The sequence below is a fragment of the Bacillus sp. G402 genome (assembly GCF_051172515.1).
In the GTDB taxonomy this organism is placed as follows: Bacteria; Bacillota; Bacilli; order Bacillales; family Bacillaceae; genus Bacillus; species Bacillus altitudinis.
This window is the reverse complement of the sequence record NZ_JBPIZC010000004.1, coordinates 166,709-193,269: the sequence shown is the minus strand read 5'-3', so window position 1 is coordinate 193,269 and position 26,561 is coordinate 166,709. Positions and strand designations below refer to the sequence as shown.

Below are 26,561 nucleotides of genomic sequence, written 5' to 3'. Positions count from 1 at the left end.
TCGTAGTTGTTGGATTCATTCAACTTCCGCGTTGGCTTTTTTATTGTCTAGGTAAGGTTTACGTTCTACTCAAGACCATGTAATATGAAGAAAGAGTCGTTTCCACAAATAACCAAGGAGCTGAGTTTCATTTTTAAAACATGGTGGTTTTCGTATTATGGCTTTATGATCCTCCCTCTTATTGGCCTATGCTTAATTTTCAACAATTTGACGATATTCACTAAAGTCTTTCTCTTTCTTTTCTTTGTATGGTTTTTATATAACGCCTTTGATTTTTACATTCATGAAATGAAAAAGAAAAAAGATAGGACATCTTAATCAAAAAACAGTCATCTCCCCTTGGTAAGAGGAGATGACTGTTTTTAATTCATCCCTTGAAACCCAAACGTCAGGTGATCCTGAACAGGAATCCAAGCGCCGATTCCTTGTGAGGTCACATTTTTTACGACAAGTTTGCGTTTATTTCCCTTGAGCACAAGATACACTTCTCCGTAAGTAACCTTTCCTTTTTCGTTAATGGCTGGAGCGTATGCATGCAGGGTTGCTGCTTTTTTCGGAGATACGTGGTAAGACTGATCTCGCTTTGTTCCTGCACCAATCACTGTGTCGAAGGCGAGCGGAAGTTTTGTTTTTTGGATGGCTTTTTGCATCATCAATGTTTTCACATCTTCTGGGTTTGGAACTTTTGCTGTGAGCCCTCCACTTACTTTTACTTGTTGCTTTTGCACATATTTGCCGATGGCTGTTTTGTTTCCGCCTCTATTATCAATGTGATTCGTGTTCACTTTTTTGTATTCCCAATTGGCGACGGTTTCGTTTGAATCATAGCTGAGTGCCCATCTTCCAAGAAAAATCGTTGCCCTGTAGCCAACTGCTAGCGGTGTACCTGAGATACTGGATTCATTCAGCATTTTAATCAAATGTGTATTTTCAATTGGTACACTTGTTGTTTTAAATAATTCGGCTGTCAGCTCGCTCGGCTGGAGCAGCGGCTGATCTTGTGACGCATTTGGATACGTATTTTCCTTTGAGATACTGGCGACAGACGATGGCACCTTAAACGGCTTTGCTGCCTCGGCTGGAAAGCTGTATAGAAAACTTAAGGATAAGAGAACAACAAACATGATGCGGGGCATCTTTTTCATATCATCACTCTTTCTCATTCATTTTTCCATAGTATTTTCCCGAAAGACGTCCCTTATCCACAAAAGATTATAAAAGGAAAAATCCAATCGCCATAATGAAATAGGCAGCGAGCAATGTAGCACCTTCAAACCAGTTCGTATCCCCATCATTTGAAAGGATGACCGTCAGTAAAACAGAGGATGCCATGGCAATGAGCTCTGGTAATGAGAAGATCAGTGGCATTTGCTTTTCAAAAAACAGAGAGCTGATCACAAGGATCGGTGCGACCATCATGGCGACTTGAAGCGTGGAACCGAAAGCAATTTCCACTGCGACATCCATTTTGTTTTTATACGCCATAATCACAGCAGAAGCGTGTTCTGCTGCATTACCGACAATCGCAACAATGATGACCCCGATAAACAGTTCACTCCAGCCAAACTGTTCTCCGACCGTGTCAAATGTATGGACGAGCCGCTCTGAAATATACGCCACAGCAATTGTCGCAAGGAGTAAAATCGCCGTGGCAAACTTCCCAGACCATTCTGGTGTCTCTTCTTCCGTCGCGGCTCCCCCTTTCGCAATTTCTTGCTTAGCAACATAAACACCCCTGTGGCTGACAAGTTTGAAATAGAGTGCTGCGACATAAAGCAAAATCATCACAATGCTAATGCCAATACTTAAAACAAATTGACGATCTTCTGCCATCCCCATAGAAAAGACTTCTGGAATGACAAATGCCACAATAATCGCAAACATAAGCAGCCCAGAGTTATGCCTTGCATCGTGGACATTGAACTCTTGTCGTTTAAATTTCAATCCGCCAACGAAAAAAGACAGTCCAGCCACGAGCAGTAAATTGCCGATCACTGAGCCAGTGAGTGAAGCAAGGACAATGGCGGTGAGTCCTTGTTTTAATGCAAAAAATGAAATGATTAATTCCACTGCATTTCCAAAAGTAGCGTTTAACAAACCGCCAATTCTTGGTCCCGCTATAATGGCAAGACTCTCTGTCGCTCTTCCCATATAACTTGCAAGACCGATGATGGCGATACAATAGACGGCAAACATGACAGCCTGCGGAAAATGAAGAAAACTGCCAATTACAGATAATGGAACACCGATTGCGACAATCACAAGAAACAAACGATTCATACAGCCAATCTCCTTTACATCATATCTGACTGTTATTCTTTCGTGAGTGCCGGCAACATATACATTTAGATTCGTTCGTGTGAAAGGGTGATATCGATCGTTCCTTTCACGGATTGCACCATGGAGCAATGCTTCAGCGCAAGTTTCATTACTTTTTCCAGCTGTTCATCAGAGGTGCTGATGCTTTCAAAGATCATATGTAAATGAATATGAGTGATTTTGTTTACAGTTCCTTCTCTTGTCGTTTCAGGCGTAATGGTCAGCCCTTGATAGGATATTCGTTTTTTCCGGCATACATGAATGACCATTTCTCCAAAACAGCCCGCAATAGCCGAGGTGAACAATTGATACGGCCTGTATCCCGCTTCTTCATTTCCTGAAATATGTAGCTGCCTTTGATCAGCATTTGCGACCCACCGATCATTTTCGTATATCAGCTTCATTCCTTTTCCACCTTTCTATTGAAACCCCTATGGTTCCATTGTACGATGAAAGCATGAACTTGTAAGGAGCTTCTTATGTCGAGAATTCATTTTATGATTTTAATTTTACTTGTATCCGTATCTGGTTTTTCACAGGGAGCGTTACTGCCAGTTATTTCGATTATTTTCGAACATGCCGGCACTTCCCCGACGTTAAACGGACTGCATGCCACCGGTTTATATATCGGCGTGCTGCTTGCGTCTCCTTTTATGGAAGCGCCGCTGCGCCGCTTCGGATTTAAACCATTGATCGTCATTGGGGGCGCTGCTGTCTTTTTAAGTTTGTTTAGCTTTGTCTTTATTGAATCTTATGTGGTCTGGTTCTTCTTGCGGCTGATGATTGGCATCGGTGATCATATGCTTCATTTCTCCACACAGACGTGGGTAACCTATGCCTCATCATCTAGAAATCGCGGGCGAAATATTTCATTGTATGGGTTATCCTTTGGACTCGGTTTTGCCGCTGGCCCTTTTTTAACACCACTCATTGAAATCAATCCATCCTTGCCGTTTATTGTGTCTGGTGCAGTTAGTTTGTGTATTTGGCTGCTTGTGTTTGTTTTAAAAAATACATATCCTGATACAGGTGAAATGCAGACGTCAGAGCAGACAAATAGTTTGAAGCGCTTCAAGAAGGCGTTCCAATTTGGCTGGGTAGCGTTTATGATGCCGTTTTGCTACGGCTTTTTAGAAACGACACTCAATAGTAACTTCCCTGTGTATGCGCTGAGAAGCGGGGTGACGATAGATGCTGTTGCGTTTATTTTACCTGCGTTTGCGATTGGGAGTATTGTTTTTCAGCTTCCTCTCGGGATGCTGAGTGACCGGTTCGGCAGACGACGCATGATTTTATTTGTGACACTCGTCGGTTCATTCTTTTTCCTTTTAGCAGGGATTTTCATTCAGTCCGTTTTGGCTGTTGCGATCTGTTTCTTTATCGCAGGTATGGCTGTAGGTTCGACCTTCTCACTTGGCATCAGTTATATGACGGACTTATTGCCAAAGCATCTGCTGCCTGCTGGGAATTTGATGTGCGGGATGGCGTTTAGTGCAGGAAGTATTCTCGGTCCGGTTCTTGGCGGATTCTTTGTGCAGACGTTTGAGGGCATGAATTTACTTTACCTTGTCAGCATTGTGATTTTATTTGTGTTTTGTTGTGTTCGATTTGGGAGGACGCTGGCAGTGGTTGAAAGTAACTAAATGGAGGATCTATTTTGTTTACATTTAACATTTCAAATGACTTAAAATTGGCGTGTTTACAAGTAGCCGATGCAGAGACATTATTTGCACTTATCCAGCAGAATAAAACTCACTTGGGAGAGTGGCTACCATGGGTGAATCACTGTCAAAGCATAGAAGATGTTCAATCATTTATTCAATCTGCCCGCACTGCCTATGCTGAAAAAAAGATATAGAAGCGGGTATCGTATTAAACGATCAATTAATCGGTGTATTCCGCATGACGTTTCAGCATCGGATAGGCAATATTGGGTATTGGATTGGTGAAGATGCGCAAGGGAAAGGTATTGTGACCAAAACAGTGAAATTTATGACAGATGCCTTTGCTCCTGAAGTCGATGAATTTGAAATCTTTGTCCTGTTGGGCATGTCAGAAGTGAACGTGTTGCGATGAAAGCAGGCTTTCAGATCGATCCAAACTATCAGCCAAAGCCTGATGCAGCTTTTCTCCTGAAACGTTATATACGGAAATTGAATCATTAAAAACTCCCCTGCACCTATGCAGAGGAGTTTTTTCATCTAGTGATACCCATTTTGCCCATTCGCACTTCCACTTGTTTTGTGCTTTGGCTGATGGCCTTTGTTTTGTTTTGTGTTGCTTCCGCCTTTTTTCGATTGTTTAGACATTCGTTATTCCCCCATCCGTCAAGATTGAACATGTTCGTTCTCCTTTAGGATGCCCGTATTTCTTCACACCTTGCCTGGTACGATTTTACGCTTATGTAAAAGCGCATTGAGCTCGCCGCCGAGGATGATCATAATGCCGGTTAAATAAAACCAGATCATTAATATAATAATTCCCCCAATGCTTCCGTACATCGCACTATAGTTAGCAAATTCGCCTACGTAAAATGAGAATAGCATGCTGACGAGAATCCAGCCAACAGAGGCAAATATGGCGCCTGGCAGCACAAATTTCAATTTCAGCTTGATGTTAGGGGCAAAATAATATAGGGATGTAAAAACAATCAGTAAAATCAGTGGACTAATAATCCATCTCATGGCGGTCCAAATGGTGAGAAAGGCATCTGACTGCCCAACTAATTTAGCGACAAATAAGCCAAGTTCTTTTCCAAAGACAGGCAGCATCAAGGCAAAAATAATCGTAAGCACCATCGCAATGGTTAAGATGATCGATGTTAAACGTACGAGAATGAAGGAACGATTTTCCTCAACTTCGTAAGCGTGGTTAAATGCTCTGACAACCGCATTAATGCCGTTGGATGCAGACCAGAGTGCCGCAATAATCCCGAATGACAACAATCCGCCGTTACGGTTATTCAGCGTCTCTTCGGCAATGGATTCAATCATCGAAAGCGCTCCCTCTGGCGCATAACCAGAAATGACGCTTAGAACATCCTTTGATGTCAGCGGCAAATAACCAACAAGTGTCAGCACGAAGATGAGAAACGGAAATAATGAAAGCAAAAAGAAATACGCAAGTTCAGCTGATTTTGCCGGTCCTTCATGCAGCAAAAAGCGTCCAATTAACGCTTTAACAAAACCCATACGCCTCATCTCCAATGATCAATCTTTCTGTTTCTTTTGAAAGTGATCCTTTGTTTCTTCAATAATCTCTAATACCTTTGGTGTTGTTTCCTTTAACTGATTCACCTGTTCATTCAGAAAAGACAAATCATCTGAGACCGTTCTCATCAATTGCTTCGTTTCTTCCATTTTTCCCTTTACGCAAGCAGACATCTTGCCAGGTTCCAGGCGGTATTCATCCAGCTTTTGCTGGCAGTCATTCCATTTTTCTTTCAGTGCAGTTCTTGTTGGACGATGAAATAATGTCAGCAATATGCCGCAGGCTGCGCCTATAACAGCTCCCCGAAGCACGATTTGTTTGTTCTCTTCCATCTTATCTGATCTCCTTTCAGTTAAAGGTGTTTCTCTTTTTTTACATACGTCAAAAAACGATCAATTCCTGTTTCAATTAAATCATGTACTTCCTCAAAGTTCCCAGTGTAATAAGGATCTGGCACATCGTCTCGATCGTCGTCTTCTACAAAGTCAAGAAGACGGCCAATAAAGTGATGTTTTCCATAGCCGGCTAAACTGCGGAGGGCGCCTACATTTTCAGCATCCATCGCAATGATATAGTCGTATGTGGTGATATCCTTATCCATGATTTGTCTTGCAGTCATTCCTTCATAGCTGATACCCTTTTCATCAAGCAGCTTTCGTGTTCCTTCATGCGGAGGACTGCCTTGATGCCAGCCGCCAATGCCTGCTGAATCAATCACAAAGTGTTCACTCAGCCCTTCGTCTTCGACTCGTTTTCTAAACATCGCCTCTGCCATCGGTGACCTGCAAATATTGCCGAGGCACACAAATAATACATGAATCATCCTTCATTCTCCTCCTATCTTTTCCCTAAGAATCCCTTTGGAAAACCTTTTCTCTATCATATCAAGCCCCTTTTCTTTTGGAAACTTTGCAAGAAAAACTCCCATCGGCATTGACAAATTACACAAAAACAGGAGAAACTTTAGGAGAATTACACAAACAAAGGGGGACATTAGATGGGAATCATTGAGCAATTTGTCACGACGATGAACAATTTTTTGTGGGGGCCTCCCCTGTTAATTTTAATTGTTGGTACTGGAATCTACCTCACCTTTCGCGTTCTCTTCATTCAAATTAGATTACTTCCTTATTCTTTAAAGCTCGCTTTTTCAAAACAAGACAAAACTTCAGAGGGAGATATCTCCCATTTCCAAGCATTAATGACGGCTCTTGCTGCAACTGTCGGTACAGGGAATATCGTCGGTGTTGCCTCAGCTGTCATTGCAGGTGGTCCTGGTGCAGTATTTTGGATGTGGTTTGCTGCATTTTTCGGGATGGCCACCAAGTTTGCAGAAGCTGTTCTTGCTGTAAAATACAGGGTCAAAAACGAAAAAGGCGAAATGTCTGGCGGACCTATGTATTATTTAGAGCATGGCTTAAAACAGAAATGGCTAGGGGTGCTATTTGCTGTTTTCGGTGCCAGTGCTGCCTTTGGGATCGGCAACCTGGTACAGTCTAATTCCATTTCAGGCGTCATGAATTCTACTTTTCAAATTCCAACATGGGTAACAGGTATCATCATTACCGCCTTTACGGCACTCGTGATTTTAGGCGGAATTAAAAGTATCGGCCGAGTGACATCTATTTTTGTACCAGTCATGGCTTTATTTTACGTCATTTGTGGGCTCATCATTCTTGTCATGAATGCTGATCTTGTTCCTGGCGCAGTCAGTCTTATTTTCTCAGATGCCTTTACAGGTCAAGCCGTGGCAGGTGGTGCGATTGGAACCGTTATTCGTTGGGGTGTCGCGCGAGGCGTCTTTTCCAATGAAGCTGGTCTTGGATCAGCACCAATTGCTGCTGCAGCTGCGAAAACGGATATGCCTGCCCGTCAAGCGCTCGTCTCTATGACGCAAGTGTTTATTGACACCATCATTGTTTGTTCTATCACTGGCATTACGATTGTCATGGCAGATATGTATTTAACAGAAAAAAGTGATGCGCTGACTTCGTTATCCTTTGCTCACTTCCTCGGTCCAGCTGGCTCAACCATCGTGGCAATCGGGCTGCTCCTGTTTGCCTATTCAACCATCATTGGCTGGTCCTATTATGGAGAGAAATGCTTTACATATTTGGCGAAGGATTCGTACGTCATGTATTACCGTATCGTGTTTGTGATAGCTGTCTTTTTCGGTGCCGTGTTTAAGAATGACTTCGTTTGGGGCGTAGCAGATATGCTCAATGGACTGATGGCCATTCCAAACTTAATTGGCCTCATCGGTTTATCAGGTGTTGTGGTGTTTGAATCCAAACGAATCATTGATAAGATCAAAGAGGAGAAAAAGGAAAAAAACATTTCAGTGTCGTCATAATAGCCCTTTTATTCTTTTGCTTTTCTGTTAAAATAGACATATTATTCGACACATGCAGGAAAGGACGTGCCGCCCTTGTCACAGCAAAAAGCGGCTGAAGTCAATCAGCTGATTGAAGACATTTCGCAAAAGCTCAATATGCTGAATATTGGAGTCATCAAAGCCGAAGACTTCAGTCCAGATAAGTATGAAGATATTGAATTTCTTCACCAAATGGTGATGAAAAAATCTTCATTCAGCCCAAGTGAAATGCAAGCCATTGCAAGCGAACTGAAAAGCTTAAGAAAATAATCGTGCACCTGATACTGAATTGCGGTTGACGCCGCTTTCTTACATCCATGCACAGAAAAAGCCAGCACCTCGCGAGGTGCTGGCTTTGTTTATCCTTTCAAAACTACTTATTTTGCGAGCAGTTTTAATGATTCACGGTTAAATGCTGGAATGTCATCAGGTGTACGGCTTGTGACAAGCTGATCCTGACAAACGACGACTTCTTCATCTTTGAATTTGGCGCCTGCGTTTTCCATATCTACTTGAATGGATGTATAGCCGGTCGCGCCTCTTCCTTCCAGCGTCTTCGCTGTAATAAGCAATTGCGGTCCATGACAGATCGCAAATACTGGTTTTTTCTCGTCCATAAAGGCTTTTGTGAATTGCACGTAGCGATCATCCGCACGCAGAATGTCTGGTGAGAAGCCGCCAGGAATCAGAAGTGCATCGAAGTCTTCTGGTTTCACGTTATCGATAGACGCATCGACTCTTACTTCTGCCTCTCCTTGCTTTCCTTTCACTGTTTTTCCTTTTTCGTTTTCAATCACTGTGATCTCATGGCCTGCGTCTTTAAAGGCTTTTGCAGGCTCGGTGAATTCAACATCCTCAAAGTAATCTGTTAAGACAACTGCAATTTTCTTACCCATATAGAAACCCTCCTGCTTGATTATCGTTTACACTACACACTATACCCCCGCCAATTGAAATCAAACATCCTATCCCTATGAGAAAACCCCCTTTCAGAAAAAATAAGCATTTAGACTCATTCACATTCCCTTAACAAGGTAATTCGTATGATTTATGTTATCTTTACAATAATCTGCAAAAAATACCTACAAAAGTTAACGAAACATTTCTACAATAGGTATTGTGGTCAAAAAAATTAGAAAGGCGGAGATCAGGTGAAGAAGCAAGCACATAGGTCTAAACGAAGGAAAAACCTGTCTATTCTGCTCACTTCCATGATGTTGATTAGTCTCATTCTCCCAGCAGTACCTACTCATGCAGAAACAGAAAGCGGCAGTGCCGTAAAGGTCAGTATCTTAGCCACAACGGATGTTCATGCGAACATGATGAATTATGATTACTACAGTGACAAAGAAACAAATGAATTCGGTTTGGCAAAAACAGCCGAGCTGATTGACAAGCACCGTTCACAAAATCCCAATACACTCCTTGTTGATAACGGAGACCTGATTCAAGGAACCCCTCTTGGAGAATACGTTTATAAAAATGAAAAAGACAGCATCATCAATCAAACAAAGGTTCACCCCATTATTCATACACTCAACAAATTAAAATATGATGCAGGTACACTCGGCAATCATGAATTTAACTACGGTTTATCTTTTCTTGATGGTACCATTGCGGGCGCCAACTTCCCGATTGTCAATGCAAACGTCAAAAAGTTAAACGGAGAACACCGATTTACTCCTTATGTCATTCAGGATAAAACCTTTAAAGATGCAAACGGAGCCTCCCAAACTGTGAAAGTCGGTTACATAGGATTCGTACCACCACAAATTATGACGTGGGATAAGAAGCATTTAGATGGACAAGTTCAAGTGCAGGATATTGTGGAGTCTGCCAATGAAACCATTCCAGAAATGAAAGCAAAAGGCGCAGATGTCATCGTCGCTCTTGCTCATACAGGAATTGAAAAAACAGCTTCACCTAAAGGATCAGAAAATATGATCTTTGACCTTGCCACGAAAACAAAAGGCATTGATGCGATTGTGTCTGGCCACCAGCATGGCACATTCCCTAGCGCTGAATATAGCGGCGTAGACAAATTTGATGTCGCGAAGGGAACCATTAATGGCATTCCTGTCGTCATGTCAAAAAACTGGGGAAGCTACCTCGGGGTCATTGATTTAACGCTAGAACCAGACGGAAGCAACTGGAAAGTCACAGACGGAACAGGCAAAATCGAATCCGTTGCCGGGGTGACATCTCAAAACAGTACAGTGAAAAATGCCATTCAAACAACTCACCAAAACACCCTAGATTACGTCAGAAAGCCAGTTGGAAAAACAGAAGCAGACATTAACAGCTTTTTCGCTCAAGTGATGGATGACCCTTCTATTCAAATCGTGACAGATGCCCAGAAATGGTATGCACAAGAAAAAATGAAAGATACTTCGTACAAAAACTTGCCGATTCTCTCTGCGGGTGCGCCATTTAAAGCCGGGGGACGCAACGGTGTGAACTATTATACAAATATCGCAAAAGGTGATTTAGCCATTAAAAACATCGGCGATCTCTATCTTTACGATAACACCGTACAGATTGTAAAACTAAAAGGCAGTGAAGTAAAAGACTGGCTTGAAATGTCTGCTGGTCAGTTTAACCAAATCAAACCAAATACTTCAAATGAACAGCCTATTTTAAACGAAGAATACCGCTCATATAATTTTGATGTGATCGATGGTGTGACGTACCAAGTAGATGTCACACAGCCTGCTAAATACAGCACAACAGGCACACTTGTTAACGCTAGTGCGAACCGCATCAAAAACTTGTCTTACAACGGAAAACCCGTTTCTGACAATCAAGAATTTTTAGTCGTGACAAACAATTACCGTGCATCTGGCGGCGGAGGCTTCCCGCACCTCACACAAGATAAAGTCGTGCTCGCCTCAGCAGATGAGAACCGCCAAGTGCTGATGGATTATATTATTGAACAAAAAACCATTAACCCAAGCGCAGATCAAAACTGGTCCATTGCACCAGTAAAAGGCGCAACAGTCACCTTTGAATCTTCTCTACTTGCAAAACCGTTCGCAGAGAAATCAAGCAGCGTCGACTTTATTCGGAATGCCAGCACAGACGGACTTGGCGTGTACAAGCTAGCGTTTAAAGATGATGGTACAACAGAACCACCTGCAACAGACAATTGGCATTTAACGGTGATGCATACAAACGATACACATGCCCATCTGGATGATGCAGCAAGACGCGCAACTAAGATCAAAGAAGTTCGCGCCCAAAGCGAAAACAATATTTTATTAGACGCTGGAGATGTCTTCTCTGGTGATCTCTATTTCACAAAATGGCAAGGACTTGCCGATCTGAAACAGATGAACTTAATGAAATACGATGCCATGACGTTTGGGAATCATGAATTTGACAAAGGTCCATCTGTCCTACGTCAATTCCTGACAGGTGACGCATCCAGTGTAGATGCTAAAAACCGTCACCAGTTTGAAAAACCGAACTTCCCGATCGTGTCATCAAACGTGAATGTCTCTAAGGAAAAACAGTTAAGCGATTTAGTGAAAAAACCAGCAACATTTAAAGCTGGTGAGAAAAAAGAAGCTGGCATTTACCCTTACATTCTGCTTGATGTAAATGGTGAAAAGGTAGCTGTATTCGGTCTAACCACTGAAGACACAGCCATTACATCCAGCAGTGGTCCAAACATTCAATTTCAAGATGCATACAAAAAAGCAAAAGAAACAGTCAATACCATTCAAACTGAAGAAAAAATCAATAAAATTATTGCGCTCACACATATTGGCTATAACCGTGATCTAGAACTGGCTCAAAAAGTAGATGGCATTGATCTCATCATTGGCGGTCACACCCACACCCTTGTTGAAAAATTAAAGGTCATCAATAAAAAAGAACCTACGATTGTTGCGCAAGTAAAAGACTACGGACAATTTTTAGGAAAAGTAGACGTGGCCTTTGACAAAAAAGGCGTCGTACAGCCAAAAGAATCTACTTTTGACCTCATCACGATCGACGACTCTGTGAAAGAAGATGCGGACGCAAAAGCGATTCTTGATCAGTACAAAGCAGATATCCAAGATTTAAAAACCGAAAAAGTCGGGACGTCAGATGTCTTTTTAGATGGACAACGTGAACACGTCCGTGCAAAGGAAACGAACCTTGGAAACTTTATTGCAGATGGCATGTTAAAGAAAGCACAAGAATCTGCTGGGGCTGACCTTGCCATTACAAACGGCGGTGGTATTCGAGGCAGCATTGAAAAAGGAGATATCACATTAGGGGATATTTTAACCGTGATGCCTTTTGGAAACACACTATATGTCGCAGATTTAAAAGGCAGTCAAATTAAAAAAGCGCTTGAACAAGGGCTTTCAGGCATTGAAGAAGGCGGAGGCGCATTCCCTCATGTAGCCGGTATTGAATATACGTTTACACTGAGTAAACCAGCTGGCAGCAGACTGATTGATGTCAAATTGAAAGATCAAAATGGCAATCTGACTGACATTGATGATCAGAAAACATACCGCGTGGCGACTAATGCATTTGTCGGCACAGGCGGTGATGGCTACAGCGTCTTTACAGAAGCGTCTCATGGTGAAGACTTAGGCTATGTTGACTATGAAATTTTCAAAGAGCAAATTGAACAGGCAGACGGTCATATTTCTCCAGTCATCGACCATCGAGTGAAAGAAGTATTCCTTCCTCGCTTGAAAGGAAAAGGCGCCTATGACATTCAAGATGATGAGAAATTCCAAACGTATGTGCAGCATACGAACAAAGCATTGCTCTATTTAGACAAAGCAACCGAAGCGAAAAAGGTTCAATTGTCTCTATCAAAAGGGCAAGTAGCTGAACTGAAGAAACGAGAGCAAGATCCAAACGTCACCATCTATCATGACAAAGTCGGTCTAGCATTACCGCTCTCCAATTTGTCAGAGCAACAAGCAGATATATCAATGGCAAAAACAAATAAGGTGAAAAATGCATTAACCGACACTTACGATTTCCAAATCAAACAAGATCAGAAAAATGTGTCTACCTTTAAAGATCCCGTCACACTGTTCTTTACATTAGATGCGCCTGAAAAAGCGAAAAAACCAGGTGTCTATTATGTCGATCGTGAGAAAAACCGCTATGCCAAAACAAGTAACGGTTCATTCGAAAACGGGATTGTCTCAGGTAAAACGGAGCACTTTAGTGAATACACCGTACTCAATCAAAGTGAAGCTGCTGGAACAGCTCCAGACCAAACTGGCGGAGACGGTGGAACTTCTGCTCCAGGCGGTTCGGATCCAAGTCAGGATGGAAGCAGCTTACCAGGCGGCACACTGCCGAATACCGCAACAATGATGTATACAGCGGTATTAATTGGCTTGCTCATGCTCGCCTCAGGCGGTATCCTTTATTACTACCAGCGCAAGCGCACACGAGACAAAGTATCATCTTAATAGAAAAGGACAGAGCATTGGCTCTGTCCTTTTTCCATCTCACTATCAATCTTGGGATAAATAAATCCAATGACGGTTATCAAATTCTTTCACATCATCTGACCCTATATGACGCAGCATTCTATTAAAGAACGTGATATCATCTTCATCATCAACGGCATATAAATCCTCTTGAACATATTCTCTCGTAATGAAATTCGTTAAGTTCGTATTATTCACAAATTCAGCAAAGTACGATTTCACTAGGGTTAAATCTTCTTCATTTAATGTTTCATCACTGATAATTGAAATATGAAACACATTCAAAATCGCTTGAATGTCTTCTTCATCCATATCACATAATGGCTCTAATTTTCTATCTTCTTCCGTAAACGGTTTTCGCGTGTCTTCAATGATGACATAACATAAAATCCTGTGATCTTTCATCACGCTAAAAATTTCTAAATCTCTTAATTTTAATGGTCTATTCAGTCTGATCATTTGTCCTCCTAGAATGTTGCTCTTGTTTCCCTAAAACCTGAAATAGACAGAGCCTCGGCCCTGTCTACTTCTCTCTTCTAGCAAAATCCACGAACCTGAAACGATCTAGGCGGTGGCGGCTTTCTGTGTATTGGAATAGACTCGTATCCTCCAAGAACACATAATTCTTCACCACTACCACATGATCAAACCCGTTCAAATCGAGATACCTTTCATCTTCTTCAGTACATGGCTCGACCACAAATTCCTTTTGAGCATAACTAATCGAGACCCCAAGTTCTCCTTCAATATACTCGTAAATCGATCCTTCACAAATGTCCTTAGACAAGACCTGCACATGTTTTTGCAAAAAGTAATCTTTGTCTAAAATGACTTCTTCTCCGCTAATATTGCGAGAGCGAATGACTTCCCAAACGTCCTCCTGCCCACTGATTTTCAGCTGAGACTGAATATACTGATCTGGCTTGATTAAACCGAACTCATGAACCGTTGTTACCGTCTTGCGCCCAAGCGTTTGGGAAAGCTCTTTAAAGCTGACAAGACCCGAAACTGGGAACTGCATTTTCTCTCGGTTCAGCAATACTGAGCCTTTCCCGCGAATTTTTTGGATATAGCCATTTTGCACAAGGATGTTTAATGCCTTTCTCACCGTCTCACGGGATGTGTCATACATGACAGACAGCTCATGTTCTGATGGGAGGATGCCTTTATCCTGCCATTCACCTTGTTCAATTCGTCTTGCGAGCTGATCATAGATCACTCGAAACTTATTCTCTTTCATTTTCCTTCCGCCCCATTTACTAGCGTTTGGTTAAATGATAAACGATTGACTCATATGGGCGCAACGTAAATCCCTTGATATCTGCCGGCACATCCTCATAATTGGACAGCAGGACTTGCCCTTCCATTTCATTGACATCCTTTGCAAGCTCATCTGGAAGTGTAAAGTCCGTCTCGCCTGCATAAAAATGGTTGATCACGAGAATCTTCTCATCTTTTCCTTCTCGGACATACGCAAACACCTTTGGATCATCTGCCAGCAATAAAGTAAAGCTTCCATAGGTGATCACATCAAGTTCTTTGCGAAGTCTGCAAAGGGCTTGATAATGATAAAAAATCGACGTCTCATCTTTTAAGGCCGCTTCTACTGAAATGCCGTTTTGAGCTGGTTCAATCCAAGACGTACCTTTTGAGAACCCAACATTTTTTTCCGACGTCCATTGCATAGGTGTCCTTGCGTTATCTCTTGATTTGACCTGTAAAATCGCCAAAGCTTCTTCCTTTGTTTTCCCTTTTTCAAGCATGACTTCGTACATATTGAGTGATTCGATATCGCGGTATGACGAAATGTCCTCAAAGCGAGGATTCTTCATCCCAATTTCTTCACCTTGATAAATATAAGGAGTGCCTTGCATCAAATGAATGGTGGTCGCCAGCATCTTCGCTGATTGCTGATGGTACGTGCCATCATCACCGTATCTAGACACGATGCGTGGCTGGTCATGGTTGCACCAAAAGAGTGCGTTCCAGCCGCCGCCCTCATGCATTTTCGTCTGCCATTCTGACAGAATTGATTTCAACTCTAGAAAATCAAATGGCGCAATGGCCCACTTTTCACCGTTAGGATAGTCGACTTTTAAATGATGAAAATTAAACGTCATATCCAGCTCCTGCCGATCAGGTCTTGTATACCGAATGCAGTCTGCAATATTCGTTGAAGACATTTCCCCCACGGTCATGCTATCGTATTTCGAAAACACTTCCTGGTTCATTTCGTGCAAAAATTCATGAATTCTCGGCCCATCTGTATAGTACATACGTCCATCACCTTGCACTGATTGCCCAGCATCATCTAAAAAGCGTTGATCCTTTGAAATGTTATTGATGACATCTAGTCTGAATCCATCGATCCCTTTTTCAAACCAAAAGTGCATGATGTCATATACTTTCCTGCGCACTTCATCATGTTCCCAGTTGAGGTCTGCCTGGGTAACATCATATAAATGAAGATAATAGTCACCTGTCGCTTCATCTAATTCCCACGCTGCCCCGCCAAACTTTGACTGCCAGTCATTCGGAGGAGAGCCGTCCGCTTTCGGCTCCTTCCAAATATAATAGTCTCGATACGGGTTCTCCTTCGACTCTCGGGAGGCTTGAAACCACTCATGGAAAATGGACGTATGGTTCACGGCTAGATCCATGATGACACGGATCCCTCGTTCATGTGCTTCTTTCAGCATGTGTTCAAAATCAGCCATTGTGCCGTACATGTCATGTATTTTTGTATAATCACTAATATCATAACCATTGTCATGCTGTGGTGACTCGTACATAGGGGTCAGCCAAATACAATCCGCCCCTAGCTCTTTGATATAGTCGAGCTTTTTCGTCACGCCATTGATATCACCTGTACCAGAGCCTGTTGTGTCTAAAAAGCTCTTCGGATAGATTTGATAGACCACGGCTTTTTTCCACCACGGTTCGTTTGTTTGTTGATTCAATTTCCTTCACCACCACTAGTTAAGTTCTTGTGATACATCCTTCTTTTTAAGTTTTGCATATAAAAGGGTACCAATGAATGGGACGATCAGCACAATCACCATTCCGATGGCAAATGCCCCCCAATATTTCGGAATGATCGAGAAGATTCCTGGAATGCCTCCAACGCCGACTGAACTTGCCAGTACCCCTTGTGAGGCAATAAACATACCAGCTATCCCTGAACTGATCAGGGCAAAAATAAACGGGAATCTATAGCGCAAGTTCACCCCAAACATCGCCGGTTCAGTAATGCCCAAGTAAGCAGAAATACTTGATGTCAGCGAGAGCCCTTTTTGCTTTTCATCTTTTAAGACAAACATCATCGCAAGTGCCGCTGATCCTTGAGCAATATTAGACAGGGCGAGCATTGGCCATAGGAACGTGCCGTGCAGTTTTGAGTTAATCAGCTGAATATCGACTGCTAGGAACGTATGATGCATGCCTGTAATGACTAACGCTGCATATAATCCGCCATATAAAAGACCGCCAAGTGCTGCGAATTGCTGAAATACGGTGACGAGTCCAGATGTTAAAACGTTTCCGATCGCAAATGTAACGGGACCAATGACGATAAATGATAAAAATCCAATGAGTAATAATGTAATTGGTGCAACAACTAACAGCTGAATACTTTCAGGTGTCCGTTTTGTTATAAATAATTCGAGCTTTGCGAGTAAATAGGAGGCGACGAGTATCGGAAGAACCTGCCCTTGGTAACCTACCTTTTGTACTTCAAGTCCAAACAAATTCCAGACAGGAATGTCACCTGTCTTTTCCGCCGCTCCATATCCCCACGCATTCAACAGATCTGGATGTACAAGCATCAGTCCGAGGACCATCCCTAAAAGTGGATTACCTCCAAACCGCTTGACAGCCGACCAGCCAATTAATGCTGGCAAAAAGGTAAAGGCAGTGCCTGCAATCAAGTTGATCATATTTGCTAAATCCGCCCATGCCGGATACACATCCACAATGGATTTTTGATCAAAGAAAATATCAGGAGCTGTTAAAATATTATTAATCCCCATCAATAAACCGGCTGTCACGATAGCTGGAAGGATTGGAATGAAGATATCTGCAAGCGTTTTCACCGCACGCTGCAATGGATTTAATTTCTGATCAGAGGCACGCTTGACGTCCTCTTTTGTCGCTTCGCCGATTCCCGTCTGTTTGACCATTTCGGCATAAACCCGATTCACCACTCCTTGACCAATGACCACTTGGTATTGGCCATTCGCTGAGAAAGATCCCTTCACTTCATCAATTTGTTCTAGTGCTTTCTCATCCACCTTAGCTTCATCTTTTAGCACAAAACGAAGTCTTGTCACACAATGTGTGGCTTGATCAATGTTTTCTTTGCCGCCAATGGCTTTCACAATCTGATCTGCCGCTGCCTGATAATCAGCCATGCTATCCCCTCCGAGATCGTTTTTTTATAAGAAAAAAGAATCAAAACTTGTATATACATGTTCACTTCATATTTTATATTTGTATATACATGTAGTCAATAAGAAAATGTAGCGCTTTCATAAAAAAAGCTCCCTCAATGTGCTCAAAGAGGCAGCGTGTCATCATCTTTTTTTATGCTCCGTTAGTTTTTCGTAGACCCTATTCTTATAAAAGGAGGAGGCTGGTCGAGCAAACGTTTGGCGCTTGGATGTGAGTTCATCAAGGCGTTTTTGTTTTTCCTCACATACGAGAGAGAGTTTTTTTCTTTCTTCTCCATCTATACTCGTTTTCAGTAACTCTTTGACCGTCATTAGTTCTTTTTTCAAAGCTGTTTCTTCCCCTGCAAAGCCAGCATTTTTCATGATTCGATAGCCCATCCTCAGTTCTTCAGGTACATGAGCAGCATCATCCTTTGGCAGAGGTTTCCCAAAACCTGCTAGTCCTTCAAAAGCTCCATGGTCCATCGCCTTTTTGATCCGTTCTTCTGACAATCTCTGCGCAAAATCCATGACACGTCTCCTTTCAGATCGTCTGATATTTTGGTTAAGCATAGCAAAAAAGCTGACTCTCTCACAAGAGCCAGCTTTCTCGTTATTTTTTGTCGATTTTAAAAGTAGATACCATTTGTGCCAAGTCCTCTGACATGTCAGAGAGCTGTTCAATCGCACTTGAAATTTGCTGCATGCCAGCACTTTGCTGTTCTGTTGCTGCCGCTACTTCTTGAGAGCTTGCCGCATGTTCTTCTGACACGACCGAAATTTGTTCAATCGATGTAGAAATTGTTTGATAAGCTCGTTCTACCTGCTTAATAGATTGAAGCAAATTGTTCGTTCTGCTTGCAAATTGAGACACTCCATCATAAATACCAGCGAAGTTCTGCGAGGTGCCTTTCATTTGCTCACGGCCTTCTTCCACTGCTTTACTGCTTTCCTCCACGCTTTCAAGGACACGCTGACTATTTTCCTGTGTGCCAATGACTAAGTCTGAGACCGTTTTAGCTGCATCAGCTGACTGTTCAGCTAACTTACGGACTTCATCAGCCACAACAGCAAATCCTTTTCCTTCTTCTCCTACACGTGCGGCTTCAATAGAAGCATTCAGTGCAAGCAGATTCGTTTGCGCTGAAATGTCCGTAATAATGGAGATGACACTTTCAATTTCTGTTGAATGTGATTGCAATTCTTCTGCCGCCTGCTTTGAGCTTGTCATCATGTCGTGTAACATGTTGAGATGTTCAAGCACATGCTGCACCAATTTTTGACCAGATTCTGACTGCTCTTGTACTTCTGATGAAACAGATTTCATTTCATCCACTTCTTTTGTCACGCCTTCGATTTGAGTATCAATTTCCGCAACAGATGTTGTGCAGTCTGTAATGTTTGCGACTGAATCATTGATTCCTTCACTCATATTCGTCATCGCTTCTGACACTTGTTGTGCACTTTGACTAGATTCCGTTGTCACTGTGCGAAGCTGTGAAGACATTTTCGACACTTCACTTGATGAGTTTGAGATCTTTCCAATAAGCTCTTTGATCCGTCCCTGCATTTTCTGGAAGGAAGCCGCTAATTGACCGATCTCATCTTGACTTTGAACTTCTACCATGCCAGTTAAATCACCATCTGCAATTCGATCCGCTGATTCCATTAATGAACGTGCTGGTTTTGCAATTCTTCTTCCCATGAAGAATGAGAAGAGTAATCCGCCGATGAGCACAATCGCAGATGCTACTGTGATATAAATTGTCAACTTTTTCGTTGTTGCTGGAACAACAGACGCATCTAAATCAATCCCTAAAATCCCCGTGAGTTCACCGCCTGAATCTTTAATTGGTAAAAAGACGGATTTATGAGTCCCGAACGAATCAACGTAAATATCACTTTTGACCATTTTATCTTCAGAAAGAGCTTGTTTCATTTCATCTGAAAAGACATAATCTTGATCAAAATCATTGTCTTCCCCTGTTAGTACGATGATTCTTTCTTTGCCGCCCTTATTTGATAACACGTATAAGTTCTCAAGCGTATGATCTTTTTGTAGTTCTGTGAATTTCTTTTTGATCTCCACATAAATAGGATCATCCTTCCCGCTAATGCTAAGGACATTTCCATCCATATTATCGATTTCTTTTTTCGCTGTATCAATATCTGTTGTTAATCGATAATCAAATTGCTTTAATAATTGGGAAGATAAATCCTGGCTAACTAAATAAAATGTTAGAACGAATAATGCAACGGTTGCGAGTAATGTTACGACAACGACTGACATGATTTTGGAGGAAATCGTAAGTCCCCCAAACTTCCTTTGTTTCGCCATTTTTTTCTACATCTCCACTCTCAATTTTAATTTAAGCCTCTACACTTTCAAATTGTCCACAAACAGATGCAATCACATCTTTTAAATAAGATACGATATGAGGGATATGCTCCGGTAACGTATAAGGTGAAATCACAAAAAATTTACTCACACTTAGATAGAATTCTTGACCTTCTTTGGCATTGACTTGTAAAAACTTCGTTGTATCGCCAAAGAACATTTCGTCTCTTTTCTCTCCAAGCTTTTCAAAGAGGATTTTGTTCAAATCATTGTTGCGCTCAATTTCCATAGCAGTTGCTTCTCCAGACACTTCTTCCTTAAAACGAGGAGAGCCGTCTAGGTAAATTCTAAACAATGTAGCCATTCCGACATTGTCATCATTGACGACTTCTGCTTGTGGAATTTCCTGACGAAGTGCTTCTCTAAATGCAAGGTTCACCTCTAAAAATTGACCGAGCAAGCGCTGGTATCCTTCAATTCCAAACGTTAGCAGCACACTTAGCATGCTGATGGAGCTTCCCATTCTTGAGCATTCCAGTGTATAACCGGTATGGTATTCCCCGTATCCTCTATGTCCAACGTATGGTGTTTCTTGTTCTTCTAGGTCCAAGCGCTTTAAGTCAGCAGCGTTTTTCACCAAGAATAAACTAGATGTGTACGGTGTTTGTCCGAGCTTTTGAAAGTCAAAGCACATCGTGTCAGCAAGAGAAAGATGCTGGAATTTCGCTTTGATTTCTTTTAGCATACGAAGAACACCGTCTGAGAATTGCAGCGGGTTTTCAGATACATCATACTCATTAAAGAAAGCAAAGAATCCACCAAGCGCCGAATCCGCATGAATATGCGGCACCTTGAGACCATACTCCTCAGCAATGGCTTCTGCCGTTTCACGTACCCCTTTTACATCATCAATTGCAATGGCATCTGTTGTTCCGGTTGTTGCCACAATATAAACGGGAATTCCGCCATTTTGGGCAACACGTTCCATTTGACAACGCAAATCTTCCATATCCATCGAATGATCTTTATTCGTCTTAATTCTGATTAAGTTGTCTGTGCCAAGCCCTGTTGCTTCCATTGACTTAAATAAGCTGTAATGTGCTGCATCAGAACAAAACGCATAAAGATTTTGCGGGACACCTTTTCGTAATGACTCCGGTGCAACTTTCGAAATTGCTAAACGAAGCCCCGAGAAAATAGCCCCTTGACCTCCCCATGTTGTGTAGCCCCCGCTCACATTTGGATCATATCCGATGAGCTTAGACATCATTGAGACCACTCTGACCTCAGCTTCTGCGCCTGCTGGTCCATACACATCCCATAGGTTGTTTCCGTTAACCAGCATAGCCGTCAGCATGCCTAGAATTCCTGGTGTACTTGCCATTGGCAAAATGTTCGTGAAGAAATACTTCGTGTGGTATGGATGATTATGTAAAAGCTTCAGTAATTCTTCATTCACAAGTTCCGCTTGTTGTCCGTTCATCGGAATTTGACTTGTTTCAGTGAGCTTTTTGTAAAAGTCCTCCTCACGATTCTTTTCACCTTTTAGGTGAGCACGGTTCGGATCCTTCAGGTCATCGACCCCTGAAATGATCTGTTCCATTAATTTAATGAGTTCTTTCCGCTCTTCTGCATTTCCGTCCTCACTCGGAAACCAGTTCTGAACGAGGTTCTGTGCTCGTACAGTCATATACTATCAATCCTTTCAATGGAAGATTTCCTGTCACTGTCTATATCGACCCCGTTTCAAAAGTTTATAGTGTCGAACTGTTCGCTTAAGTATATTTAGATAATTTGTTCGCTCGTCAAAACGAATAAAACCCTTACAATACACATCAAAACCATTATGTTTGTGAAACAATAAAATATATTAATATACTTCCATGAAGGAATTATTATCCAGACAATTCAGCTGCTTATTCATTCATTTTTTTTACTTAACCTGCATAAACATTAATAAACACTGGAAATCCGCCTAAATGCACCATTGTAGAAATCAAATTAATTCTTTAGACTTGTGTCTTTTTACCTGTTTTATTGATATAGCAACAGGAAAAATACAGAATTTTCTGTAATTATTAGGATAGATTTCACAAAAAGTTTTTCGGAAATCGAATGTTTTCGATGTCTTCCCAACTCTAGCTCGGACAGGCTGCCTTAGGTGCTCACCGGTTATGACTTTTCTATTTGTGCATTTCATGGTATATTCTAATGGTTCGTTTTCTTTCGTTCCGCCTCTTCCGTTTAACGGAGAAAAGGAGTGTTTAAATGAAAACATTTATTCAAAAAAGAGGCCTCGGCTTCTTTGTAATTGCAGCCATCTTGTTATGGCTCAAGACGTATACAGCTTATTTAATCGAATTTAAACTTGGTATATCAAATGTGCTTCAGCATATTTTGCTTTTTGTGAATCCTATTAGCTCCAGCTTGTTCTTTCTTGGCTTTGCTTTATTGTTCAAGAAAAAATGGCAGCCTGCCGCTATCATTGTGATTCACTTTTTCATGTCTTTTTTACTTTACGCAAACATCGTGTACTATCGATTCTTCAATGACTTTATCACGCTGCCTACAGTGATGCAGGCAGGAACGAATGGCGGACAATTAGGTGATAGTGCATTTTCACTCATGCGTTGGACTGATATGTTTTACTTTCTCGATACCATCATCTTGATCGTACTCGCAGTCCGCATGAAAAGACAGCAGCAAACAAGTACGACTGTACCTGTTCAAAAAACAAAATCGTTTAGACTCGTTCTTGTGTCCTCTGTTCTGATCTTTGTTGTCAACTTAATCGCAGCAGAAATTGATCGCCCAGAGCTTTTATCAAGATCGTTCGACCGCAATTATTTAGTCAAATACTTGGGTGCTTATAATTTTACGGTGTTTGATGCCATTCAAAATGTGAAATCAAACAGCCAGCGTGCCCTGGCAAATTCAAGTGACGTAACAGATGTAGAGAATTATCTAAAGGCGAACAGCGCTGATCCTAACCCAGCTTATTACGGGAAAGCGAAAGGCATGAACGTCATTACAATTTCTCTTGAATCACTGCAAAACTTTGTCATTGATTACAAGGTGAATGGAAAAGAGGTCACTCCTTTCCTAAATTCATTAGCCCATGACAACAAAACGTTTTATTTTGACAATTTCTTCCATCAAACAGGGCAAGGAAAGACATCTGATGCGGAATTTATGATGGATACGGGGCTTTTCCCATTATCACAAGGCTCTGTGTTTATTAACAAAGCTCAAAACACATATCAGGCGCTTCCTGGCATTTTGAAAAAGGACCAATACACGTCCGCAGAATTCCACGGGAATACGAAAACGTTCTGGAACCGAAATGAAATGTTTAAGTCCTTTGGATATGACAGATTTTACGATTCTGAATACTACGATATGAATGAACAAGATACGAAGAACTATGGATTGAAAGACAAACCGTTCTTCAAAGAATCCATGCCAATGCTTGAAAATCTGAAACAGCCGTTTTATTCGAAATTCATTACGCTGTCAAACCACTTCCCATTTGGTATGGATGAAGGTGATACCGATTTTGAACCTGGCGACTTCGGAGACTCCGTCGTTGATAACTACTTCCAATCTGCTCATTATTTAGATGAAGCCATTGAACAGTTCTTTAATGACTTGAAGAAATCTGGTCTCTATGACAATACCGTCGTCATTATGTACGGTGACCACTACGGCATTTCAGAAAACCATAATGAAGCGATGGAAAAAGTGACTGGCGAAAAAATTGGAGATTATGAAAATGCCCAGCTTATGCGTGTGCCGCTCTTTATCCATGTGCCAGGCGTAAAAGGCGGACAGATTCATAAATACTCTGGTGAAGTGGATGTTGCGCCTACCCTTCTCCACCTGCTCGGAGATGATACGAAGAACTATTTAATGTCTGGTTCTGATATCTTATCGAAGAACTTTAAAGAGCTTGTGCCATTTAGAAATGGAGACTTCGTGTCGAAGGACTACACGAAAGTAGGCAACAACTATTACAGCAACAAAACAGGTGAAAAAATCGAGCCGACTGAAAAGGCATCACAAGAAAACGAAACGGTGAAAAAGATGTTAGAGACATCTGATAAGATTGTCACGGAAGATTTACTCCGTTTCTACAAACCTAAAGGCTTTACACCAATTGAGCGCAATGATTATGACTATACAAAGAAAGTACAGGATGAAAAAGATTCCTCTTCCGCCAAAGATGAATCCAGCTCGTCTTCCAAATAACTTTCTCTTTTAAAGCCCCAGCCGATCAAGATCAGCTGGGGCTTTTTACGTTTGATCCGCATGACACCGGGTATAGTTGAAGAAGGAGGGATTGATTAATCATGAAAAAAACAGCAGCTTTTGTCGTGACCGCTTCACTCGCTTCTTCCACCTTATTTGCTTTCAGCCCATCGATTTCAGCGCACGCCATGACCCAAACGCAGGCAGAACAGTCCATTCCTCAAGGGCCGAATGCAGCGCTAAACAGCATCTATCAGCTGGCGCATAAAGGACAAATGCCATACTATGCAGAAGGACTCAAAATAGGGGTTCAAACAAAAAAAGACGTTCGGCATAAACTAGGACAGCCTTATCCAGAAACGGGTCAAAGCGGCTTTGATTTGTATCATGCTGAGATGGGCAACCCTGGATTTGCTTTTCACTATGACAAAAAAGGCAAGATTAACGAAATCCGTTATTTTGGAACAAATGTAGAAAAAGAAACGAATATCGGAGGAATGACTCCTTCCCTATTAAAGAAACAGCTTGGACCAGCAGATTCAGTCAGCACCATCCCACAAACAAAAGAGAAGAAATACGTTTATCAGACCGGTGATTATGAGCTCGAATTTATCGTCGGACATGATCCAGATATCAGTCAGCACGAGCTGACTGTGGTGCATATTAACCTCATCAAAGCCAGTTCCTAAATAAAAAGCATCCTGAGTTTTCGCTCAGGATGCTTTCTTTTATTAAGATGCCACTTCTAAATGCGGCTTTCTTTTCAGTTTTCGCTTAAGGACTGGACCTGCTACATAATCAAGGCCAAGTTTTCCGGCATTTCCTTTCGCTGCCATAATGAAGACGGCGATCAGAAGAAGAAGCGGGTTAACAGAAACGGTTCCAGCTAGTAAGAAAGAGACATTCATCACGCTTCCAAAAAAGGCTGCTGTTGTTGTGAACAATCCAACAATTAGTCCTAGACCAACTAAGATTTCTCCCCACATGACCATGGCACTGAAGAGTCCGGCATTTGGCAACGCGACATTTTCTAAAAACCAGACATAGAACGGATAAACAAGATGTCCATCTTTCACAACAGGTTCAGCTATGGCAAATTGCAAATATCCTGATGCATCGAATCCGCCTGTTAGTTTTCCAATACCAGATGTCAGCCAAGTCCATCCGATATAAAGTCTTGCTGCCAAAAGGATAACCGCTGCCCATACATTCGTTTGTAAGAATTTTGTAAACATGATGATGCCTCCTTTTAAATTATGTGAAATATTTCACATTTTCTTTATGATCTTATTATACTACTTAATATACATTTGTGATCCTTTTCACATATATATTCACAAATTGTTCATGAATATCTAGTCGAGGTAAACTTTCCCCTTGCTATTGCCGTCTAAGTTATTTCAGACAGTAAAAAGGGGTTACATTTTGTATGAAAACATTATTTCATTTTGCTTATTTACAGGCCATCTCTTGTCTATTTCCTGTCATGATCTTTACGGCGCTTGCCCTATCAAAGGTCGTGTCTATTCCTTTTCTTCATCGATATGATGTTATTCTTCTGCTTTGCCTCATGGCACAGCTTCTCATGCTGATGCTACGGCTTGAGACGCTGACAGAGTTGAAGGTTATTTGTCTCTTTCATGTGATTGGAATAGGCTTAGAAATCTACAAAGTACATATGGGTTCATGGTCCTATCCTGAAGAGGCTTATACGAAAATCTTTGGGGTTCCGCTCTATAGCGGTTTTATGTATGCGAGCGTGGCAAGCTATATTTATCAGGCACTGACTCGACTTCACGTGAAGGTGAAAGCATGGCCTCATCCGTATCTTTCGATTGGGATCAGTTTATGTATTTACCTCAATTTCTTTACTCATCACTGGATTTATGATCTACGCTGGTGGCTGACATTACTCCTAGTGGTTGTGTTTCGAAAAACAACCGTTTCCTTTCAGGTCGGTTCATCGACCTTTCGCATGCCGCTTGTTATCTCGTTTTTGCTGATTGGCTTTTTTATTTGGGTGGCCGAAAATGTCACGACCTTTTTAGGAGCATGGCAATATCCAAATCAGCAGCATGCTTGGTCTCTCGTCCATCTTGGTAAAATCAGTTCATGGTTTTTACTTGTTGTCATCAGCATTGTACTGGTGATCGAACAGCGAAAACAAAAAAACGTTCAGCCCATTTGATCTG

Annotated in this window: 25 protein-coding genes; 9 read left to right on the top strand and 16 right to left on the bottom strand. The window is 41.7% G+C overall.

The features are described 5' to 3' along the window. Positions 1-362 precede the first annotated feature (362 nt). From ACSBQP_RS16655 to ACSBQP_RS16645, 3 genes are all read right to left on the bottom strand, one after another. Positions 363-1,145 (bottom strand): YfkD famly protein, encoded by a 783-nt coding sequence (locus tag ACSBQP_RS16655; RefSeq protein WP_017366830.1) that lies wholly within the window; start codon positions 1,143-1,145, stop codon positions 363-365. A 67-nt stretch (positions 1,146-1,212) separates the two neighbouring features. After that, on the bottom strand, positions 1,213-2,280 hold the full coding sequence (gene cax, locus ACSBQP_RS16650; protein WP_142154424.1) for a calcium/proton exchanger: 1,068 nt from the start codon (positions 2,278-2,280) through the stop codon (positions 1,213-1,215). 65 nt (positions 2,281-2,345) lie between these two features. Then, positions 2,346-2,723, bottom strand: a complete 378-nt coding sequence (locus tag ACSBQP_RS16645) for an OsmC family protein (protein ID WP_041090698.1) — start codon at positions 2,721-2,723, stop codon at positions 2,346-2,348. Positions 2,724-2,798: 75 nt separating this feature from the next. Between ACSBQP_RS16645 and ACSBQP_RS16640 the strand changes: the two genes are divergently transcribed. Genes ACSBQP_RS16640 through ACSBQP_RS16630 form a run of 3 tightly spaced genes read left to right on the top strand, consistent with a single transcriptional unit; the run spans position 2,799 to position 4,395 of the window. Further along, positions 2,799-3,962, top strand: a complete 1,164-nt coding sequence (locus tag ACSBQP_RS16640) for an MFS transporter (protein WP_065460018.1) — start codon at positions 2,799-2,801, stop codon at positions 3,960-3,962. A gap of 14 nt (positions 3,963-3,976) precedes the next feature. After that, entirely contained in the window at positions 3,977-4,177 is a 201-nt protein-coding gene (locus ACSBQP_RS16635; RefSeq protein ID WP_435028643.1) for a hypothetical protein, read from the top strand. A gap of 44 nt (positions 4,178-4,221) precedes the next feature. After that, positions 4,222-4,395 (top strand): GNAT family N-acetyltransferase, encoded by a 174-nt coding sequence (locus ACSBQP_RS16630; protein WP_435028642.1) that lies wholly within the window; start codon positions 4,222-4,224, stop codon positions 4,393-4,395. A gap of 121 nt (positions 4,396-4,516) precedes the next feature. On the opposite strand, the gene ACSBQP_RS16625 is transcribed toward ACSBQP_RS16630, so the two are convergent. From ACSBQP_RS16625 to ACSBQP_RS16610, 4 genes are read right to left on the bottom strand one after another with little or no spacing between them, the layout of a single operon-like run. Next, the gene (locus ACSBQP_RS16625) at positions 4,517-4,660 is read right to left on the bottom strand and encodes a hypothetical protein (protein WP_162484020.1); all 144 of its coding nucleotides are present in this window, start codon (positions 4,658-4,660) and stop codon (positions 4,517-4,519) included. A 31-nt stretch (positions 4,661-4,691) separates the two neighbouring features. After that, positions 4,692-5,510, bottom strand: coding sequence for a YihY/virulence factor BrkB family protein (locus tag ACSBQP_RS16620; protein WP_065460014.1), 819 nt, complete (start codon positions 5,508-5,510; stop codon positions 4,692-4,694). 18 nt (positions 5,511-5,528) lie between these two features. Then, on the bottom strand, positions 5,529-5,861 hold the full coding sequence (locus tag ACSBQP_RS16615) for a hypothetical protein (protein ID WP_007496597.1): 333 nt from the start codon (positions 5,859-5,861) through the stop codon (positions 5,529-5,531). A gap of 20 nt (positions 5,862-5,881) precedes the next feature. Then, a complete protein-coding gene (locus ACSBQP_RS16610; RefSeq protein WP_008341755.1) occupies positions 5,882-6,352 on the bottom strand; it encodes a low molecular weight protein-tyrosine-phosphatase in 471 nt (156 codons plus the stop codon). A 174-nt stretch (positions 6,353-6,526) separates the two neighbouring features. On the opposite strand from ACSBQP_RS16610, the gene ACSBQP_RS16605 reads away from it, so the two are divergent. Together ACSBQP_RS16605 and ACSBQP_RS16600 are read left to right on the top strand one after the other, a co-directional pair. Continuing rightward, positions 6,527-7,882 (top strand): alanine/glycine:cation symporter family protein, encoded by a 1,356-nt coding sequence (locus ACSBQP_RS16605; RefSeq protein ID WP_007496593.1) that lies wholly within the window; start codon positions 6,527-6,529, stop codon positions 7,880-7,882. A gap of 75 nt (positions 7,883-7,957) precedes the next feature. Continuing rightward, on the top strand, positions 7,958-8,173 hold the full coding sequence (locus tag ACSBQP_RS16600) for a DUF1128 domain-containing protein (RefSeq protein WP_008341757.1): 216 nt from the start codon (positions 7,958-7,960) through the stop codon (positions 8,171-8,173). 107 nt (positions 8,174-8,280) lie between these two features. Here ACSBQP_RS16600 and ACSBQP_RS16595 read toward each other — a convergent pair whose 3' ends face one another. Further along, on the bottom strand, positions 8,281-8,799 hold the full coding sequence (locus ACSBQP_RS16595) for a type 1 glutamine amidotransferase domain-containing protein (protein WP_007496591.1): 519 nt from the start codon (positions 8,797-8,799) through the stop codon (positions 8,281-8,283). A gap of 255 nt (positions 8,800-9,054) precedes the next feature. On the opposite strand from ACSBQP_RS16595, the gene ACSBQP_RS16590 reads away from it, so the two are divergent. Continuing rightward, positions 9,055-13,335 (top strand): multifunctional 2',3'-cyclic-nucleotide 2'-phosphodiesterase/3'-nucleotidase/5'-nucleotidase, encoded by a 4,281-nt coding sequence (locus ACSBQP_RS16590; RefSeq protein ID WP_435028641.1) that lies wholly within the window; start codon positions 9,055-9,057, stop codon positions 13,333-13,335. Positions 13,336-13,380: 45 nt separating this feature from the next. Here the strand turns inward: ACSBQP_RS16590 and ACSBQP_RS16585 are convergent, their stop codons facing one another. The 7 genes from ACSBQP_RS16585 to ACSBQP_RS16555 form a co-directional block, all read right to left on the bottom strand. Then, positions 13,381-13,815, bottom strand: coding sequence for a terpene synthase (locus ACSBQP_RS16585; RefSeq protein ID WP_435028640.1), 435 nt, complete (start codon positions 13,813-13,815; stop codon positions 13,381-13,383). A 64-nt stretch (positions 13,816-13,879) separates the two neighbouring features. Then, on the bottom strand, positions 13,880-14,596 hold the full coding sequence (treR, locus tag ACSBQP_RS16580) for a trehalose operon repressor (RefSeq protein WP_007496585.1): 717 nt from the start codon (positions 14,594-14,596) through the stop codon (positions 13,880-13,882). Between the two features lie 19 nt (positions 14,597-14,615). Then, positions 14,616-16,316 carry an alpha,alpha-phosphotrehalase gene (treC, locus tag ACSBQP_RS16575; protein ID WP_435028639.1) on the bottom strand — a complete coding sequence of 567 codons (1,701 nt, stop codon included), beginning with the start codon at positions 16,314-16,316 and terminating at the stop codon, positions 14,616-14,618. 15 nt (positions 16,317-16,331) lie between these two features. Beyond that, positions 16,332-17,765, bottom strand: a complete 1,434-nt coding sequence (treP, locus tag ACSBQP_RS16570; RefSeq protein ID WP_035703666.1) for a PTS system trehalose-specific EIIBC component — start codon at positions 17,763-17,765, stop codon at positions 16,332-16,334. Positions 17,766-17,927: 162 nt separating this feature from the next. Further along, entirely contained in the window at positions 17,928-18,314 is a 387-nt protein-coding gene (locus ACSBQP_RS16565) for a DUF1992 domain-containing protein (protein WP_008341761.1), read from the bottom strand. 82 nt (positions 18,315-18,396) lie between these two features. Next, on the bottom strand, positions 18,397-20,121 hold the full coding sequence (locus tag ACSBQP_RS16560) for a methyl-accepting chemotaxis protein (RefSeq protein ID WP_216099529.1): 1,725 nt from the start codon (positions 20,119-20,121) through the stop codon (positions 18,397-18,399). 31 nt (positions 20,122-20,152) lie between these two features. Beyond that, positions 20,153-21,811: a pyridoxal phosphate-dependent decarboxylase family protein gene (locus ACSBQP_RS16555; protein ID WP_008341763.1), complete on the bottom strand. Its 1,659-nt coding sequence runs from the start codon at positions 21,809-21,811 to the stop codon at positions 20,153-20,155. 578 nt (positions 21,812-22,389) lie between these two features. On the opposite strand from ACSBQP_RS16555, the gene ACSBQP_RS16550 reads away from it, so the two are divergent. Both ACSBQP_RS16550 and ACSBQP_RS16545 read left to right on the top strand, forming a co-directional pair. Further along, a complete protein-coding gene (locus ACSBQP_RS16550; RefSeq protein WP_017366816.1) occupies positions 22,390-24,369 on the top strand; it encodes an LTA synthase family protein in 1,980 nt (659 codons plus the stop codon). 101 nt (positions 24,370-24,470) lie between these two features. Next, positions 24,471-25,058, top strand: a complete 588-nt coding sequence (locus ACSBQP_RS16545; protein WP_435028637.1) for a YjgB family protein — start codon at positions 24,471-24,473, stop codon at positions 25,056-25,058. 42 nt (positions 25,059-25,100) lie between these two features. On the opposite strand, the gene ACSBQP_RS16540 is transcribed toward ACSBQP_RS16545, so the two are convergent. Beyond that, the gene (locus ACSBQP_RS16540; RefSeq protein ID WP_007496570.1) at positions 25,101-25,604 is read right to left on the bottom strand and encodes a DoxX family protein; all 504 of its coding nucleotides are present in this window, start codon (positions 25,602-25,604) and stop codon (positions 25,101-25,103) included. A 194-nt stretch (positions 25,605-25,798) separates the two neighbouring features. Between ACSBQP_RS16540 and ACSBQP_RS16535 the strand changes: the two genes are divergently transcribed. Continuing rightward, a complete protein-coding gene (locus tag ACSBQP_RS16535) occupies positions 25,799-26,557 on the top strand; it encodes a DUF817 domain-containing protein (RefSeq protein WP_217816626.1) in 759 nt (252 codons plus the stop codon). The last annotated feature ends 4 nt before the right edge of the window (positions 26,558-26,561 follow it).

Coding starts and splice junctions, on each gene's coding strand:
- ACSBQP_RS16655 (WP_017366830.1), bottom strand. CDS start 1,145: ATGAAAAAGATGCCCCGCATCATGTTTGTTGTTCTCTTATCCTTAAGT.
- cax (WP_142154424.1), bottom strand. CDS start 2,280: ATGAATCGTTTGTTTCTTGTGATTGTCGCAATCGGTGTTCCATTATCT.
- ACSBQP_RS16645 (WP_041090698.1), bottom strand. CDS start 2,723: ATGAAGCTGATATACGAAAATGATCGGTGGGTCGCAAATGCTGATCAA.
- ACSBQP_RS16640 (WP_065460018.1), top strand. CDS start 2,799: ATGTCGAGAATTCATTTTATGATTTTAATTTTACTTGTATCCGTATCT.
- ACSBQP_RS16630 (WP_435028642.1), top strand. CDS start 4,222: ATGACGTTTCAGCATCGGATAGGCAATATTGGGTATTGGATTGGTGAA.
- ACSBQP_RS16625 (WP_162484020.1), bottom strand. CDS start 4,660: ATGTTCAATCTTGACGGATGGGGGAATAACGAATGTCTAAACAATCGA.
- ACSBQP_RS16620 (WP_065460014.1), bottom strand. CDS start 5,510: ATGGGTTTTGTTAAAGCGTTAATTGGACGCTTTTTGCTGCATGAAGGA.
- ACSBQP_RS16615 (WP_007496597.1), bottom strand. CDS start 5,861: ATGGAAGAGAACAAACAAATCGTGCTTCGGGGAGCTGTTATAGGCGCA.
- ACSBQP_RS16610 (WP_008341755.1), bottom strand. CDS start 6,352: ATGATTCATGTATTATTTGTGTGCCTCGGCAATATTTGCAGGTCACCG.
- ACSBQP_RS16605 (WP_007496593.1), top strand. CDS start 6,527: ATGGGAATCATTGAGCAATTTGTCACGACGATGAACAATTTTTTGTGG.
- ACSBQP_RS16595 (WP_007496591.1), bottom strand. CDS start 8,799: ATGGGTAAGAAAATTGCAGTTGTCTTAACAGATTACTTTGAGGATGTT.
- ACSBQP_RS16585 (WP_435028640.1), bottom strand. CDS start 13,815: ATGATCAGACTGAATAGACCATTAAAATTAAGAGATTTAGAAATTTTT.
- treR (WP_007496585.1), bottom strand. CDS start 14,596: ATGAAAGAGAATAAGTTTCGAGTGATCTATGATCAGCTCGCAAGACGA.
- treP (WP_035703666.1), bottom strand. CDS start 17,765: ATGGCTGATTATCAGGCAGCGGCAGATCAGATTGTGAAAGCCATTGGC.
- ACSBQP_RS16565 (WP_008341761.1), bottom strand. CDS start 18,314: ATGGATTTTGCGCAGAGATTGTCAGAAGAACGGATCAAAAAGGCGATG.
- ACSBQP_RS16560 (WP_216099529.1), bottom strand. CDS start 20,121: ATGGCGAAACAAAGGAAGTTTGGGGGACTTACGATTTCCTCCAAAATC.
- ACSBQP_RS16555 (WP_008341763.1), bottom strand. CDS start 21,811: ATGACTGTACGAGCACAGAACCTCGTTCAGAACTGGTTTCCGAGTGAG.
- ACSBQP_RS16550 (WP_017366816.1), top strand. CDS start 22,390: ATGAAAACATTTATTCAAAAAAGAGGCCTCGGCTTCTTTGTAATTGCA.
- ACSBQP_RS16545 (WP_435028637.1), top strand. CDS start 24,471: ATGAAAAAAACAGCAGCTTTTGTCGTGACCGCTTCACTCGCTTCTTCC.
- ACSBQP_RS16540 (WP_007496570.1), bottom strand. CDS start 25,604: ATGTTTACAAAATTCTTACAAACGAATGTATGGGCAGCGGTTATCCTT.
- ACSBQP_RS16535 (WP_217816626.1), top strand. CDS start 25,799: ATGAAAACATTATTTCATTTTGCTTATTTACAGGCCATCTCTTGTCTA.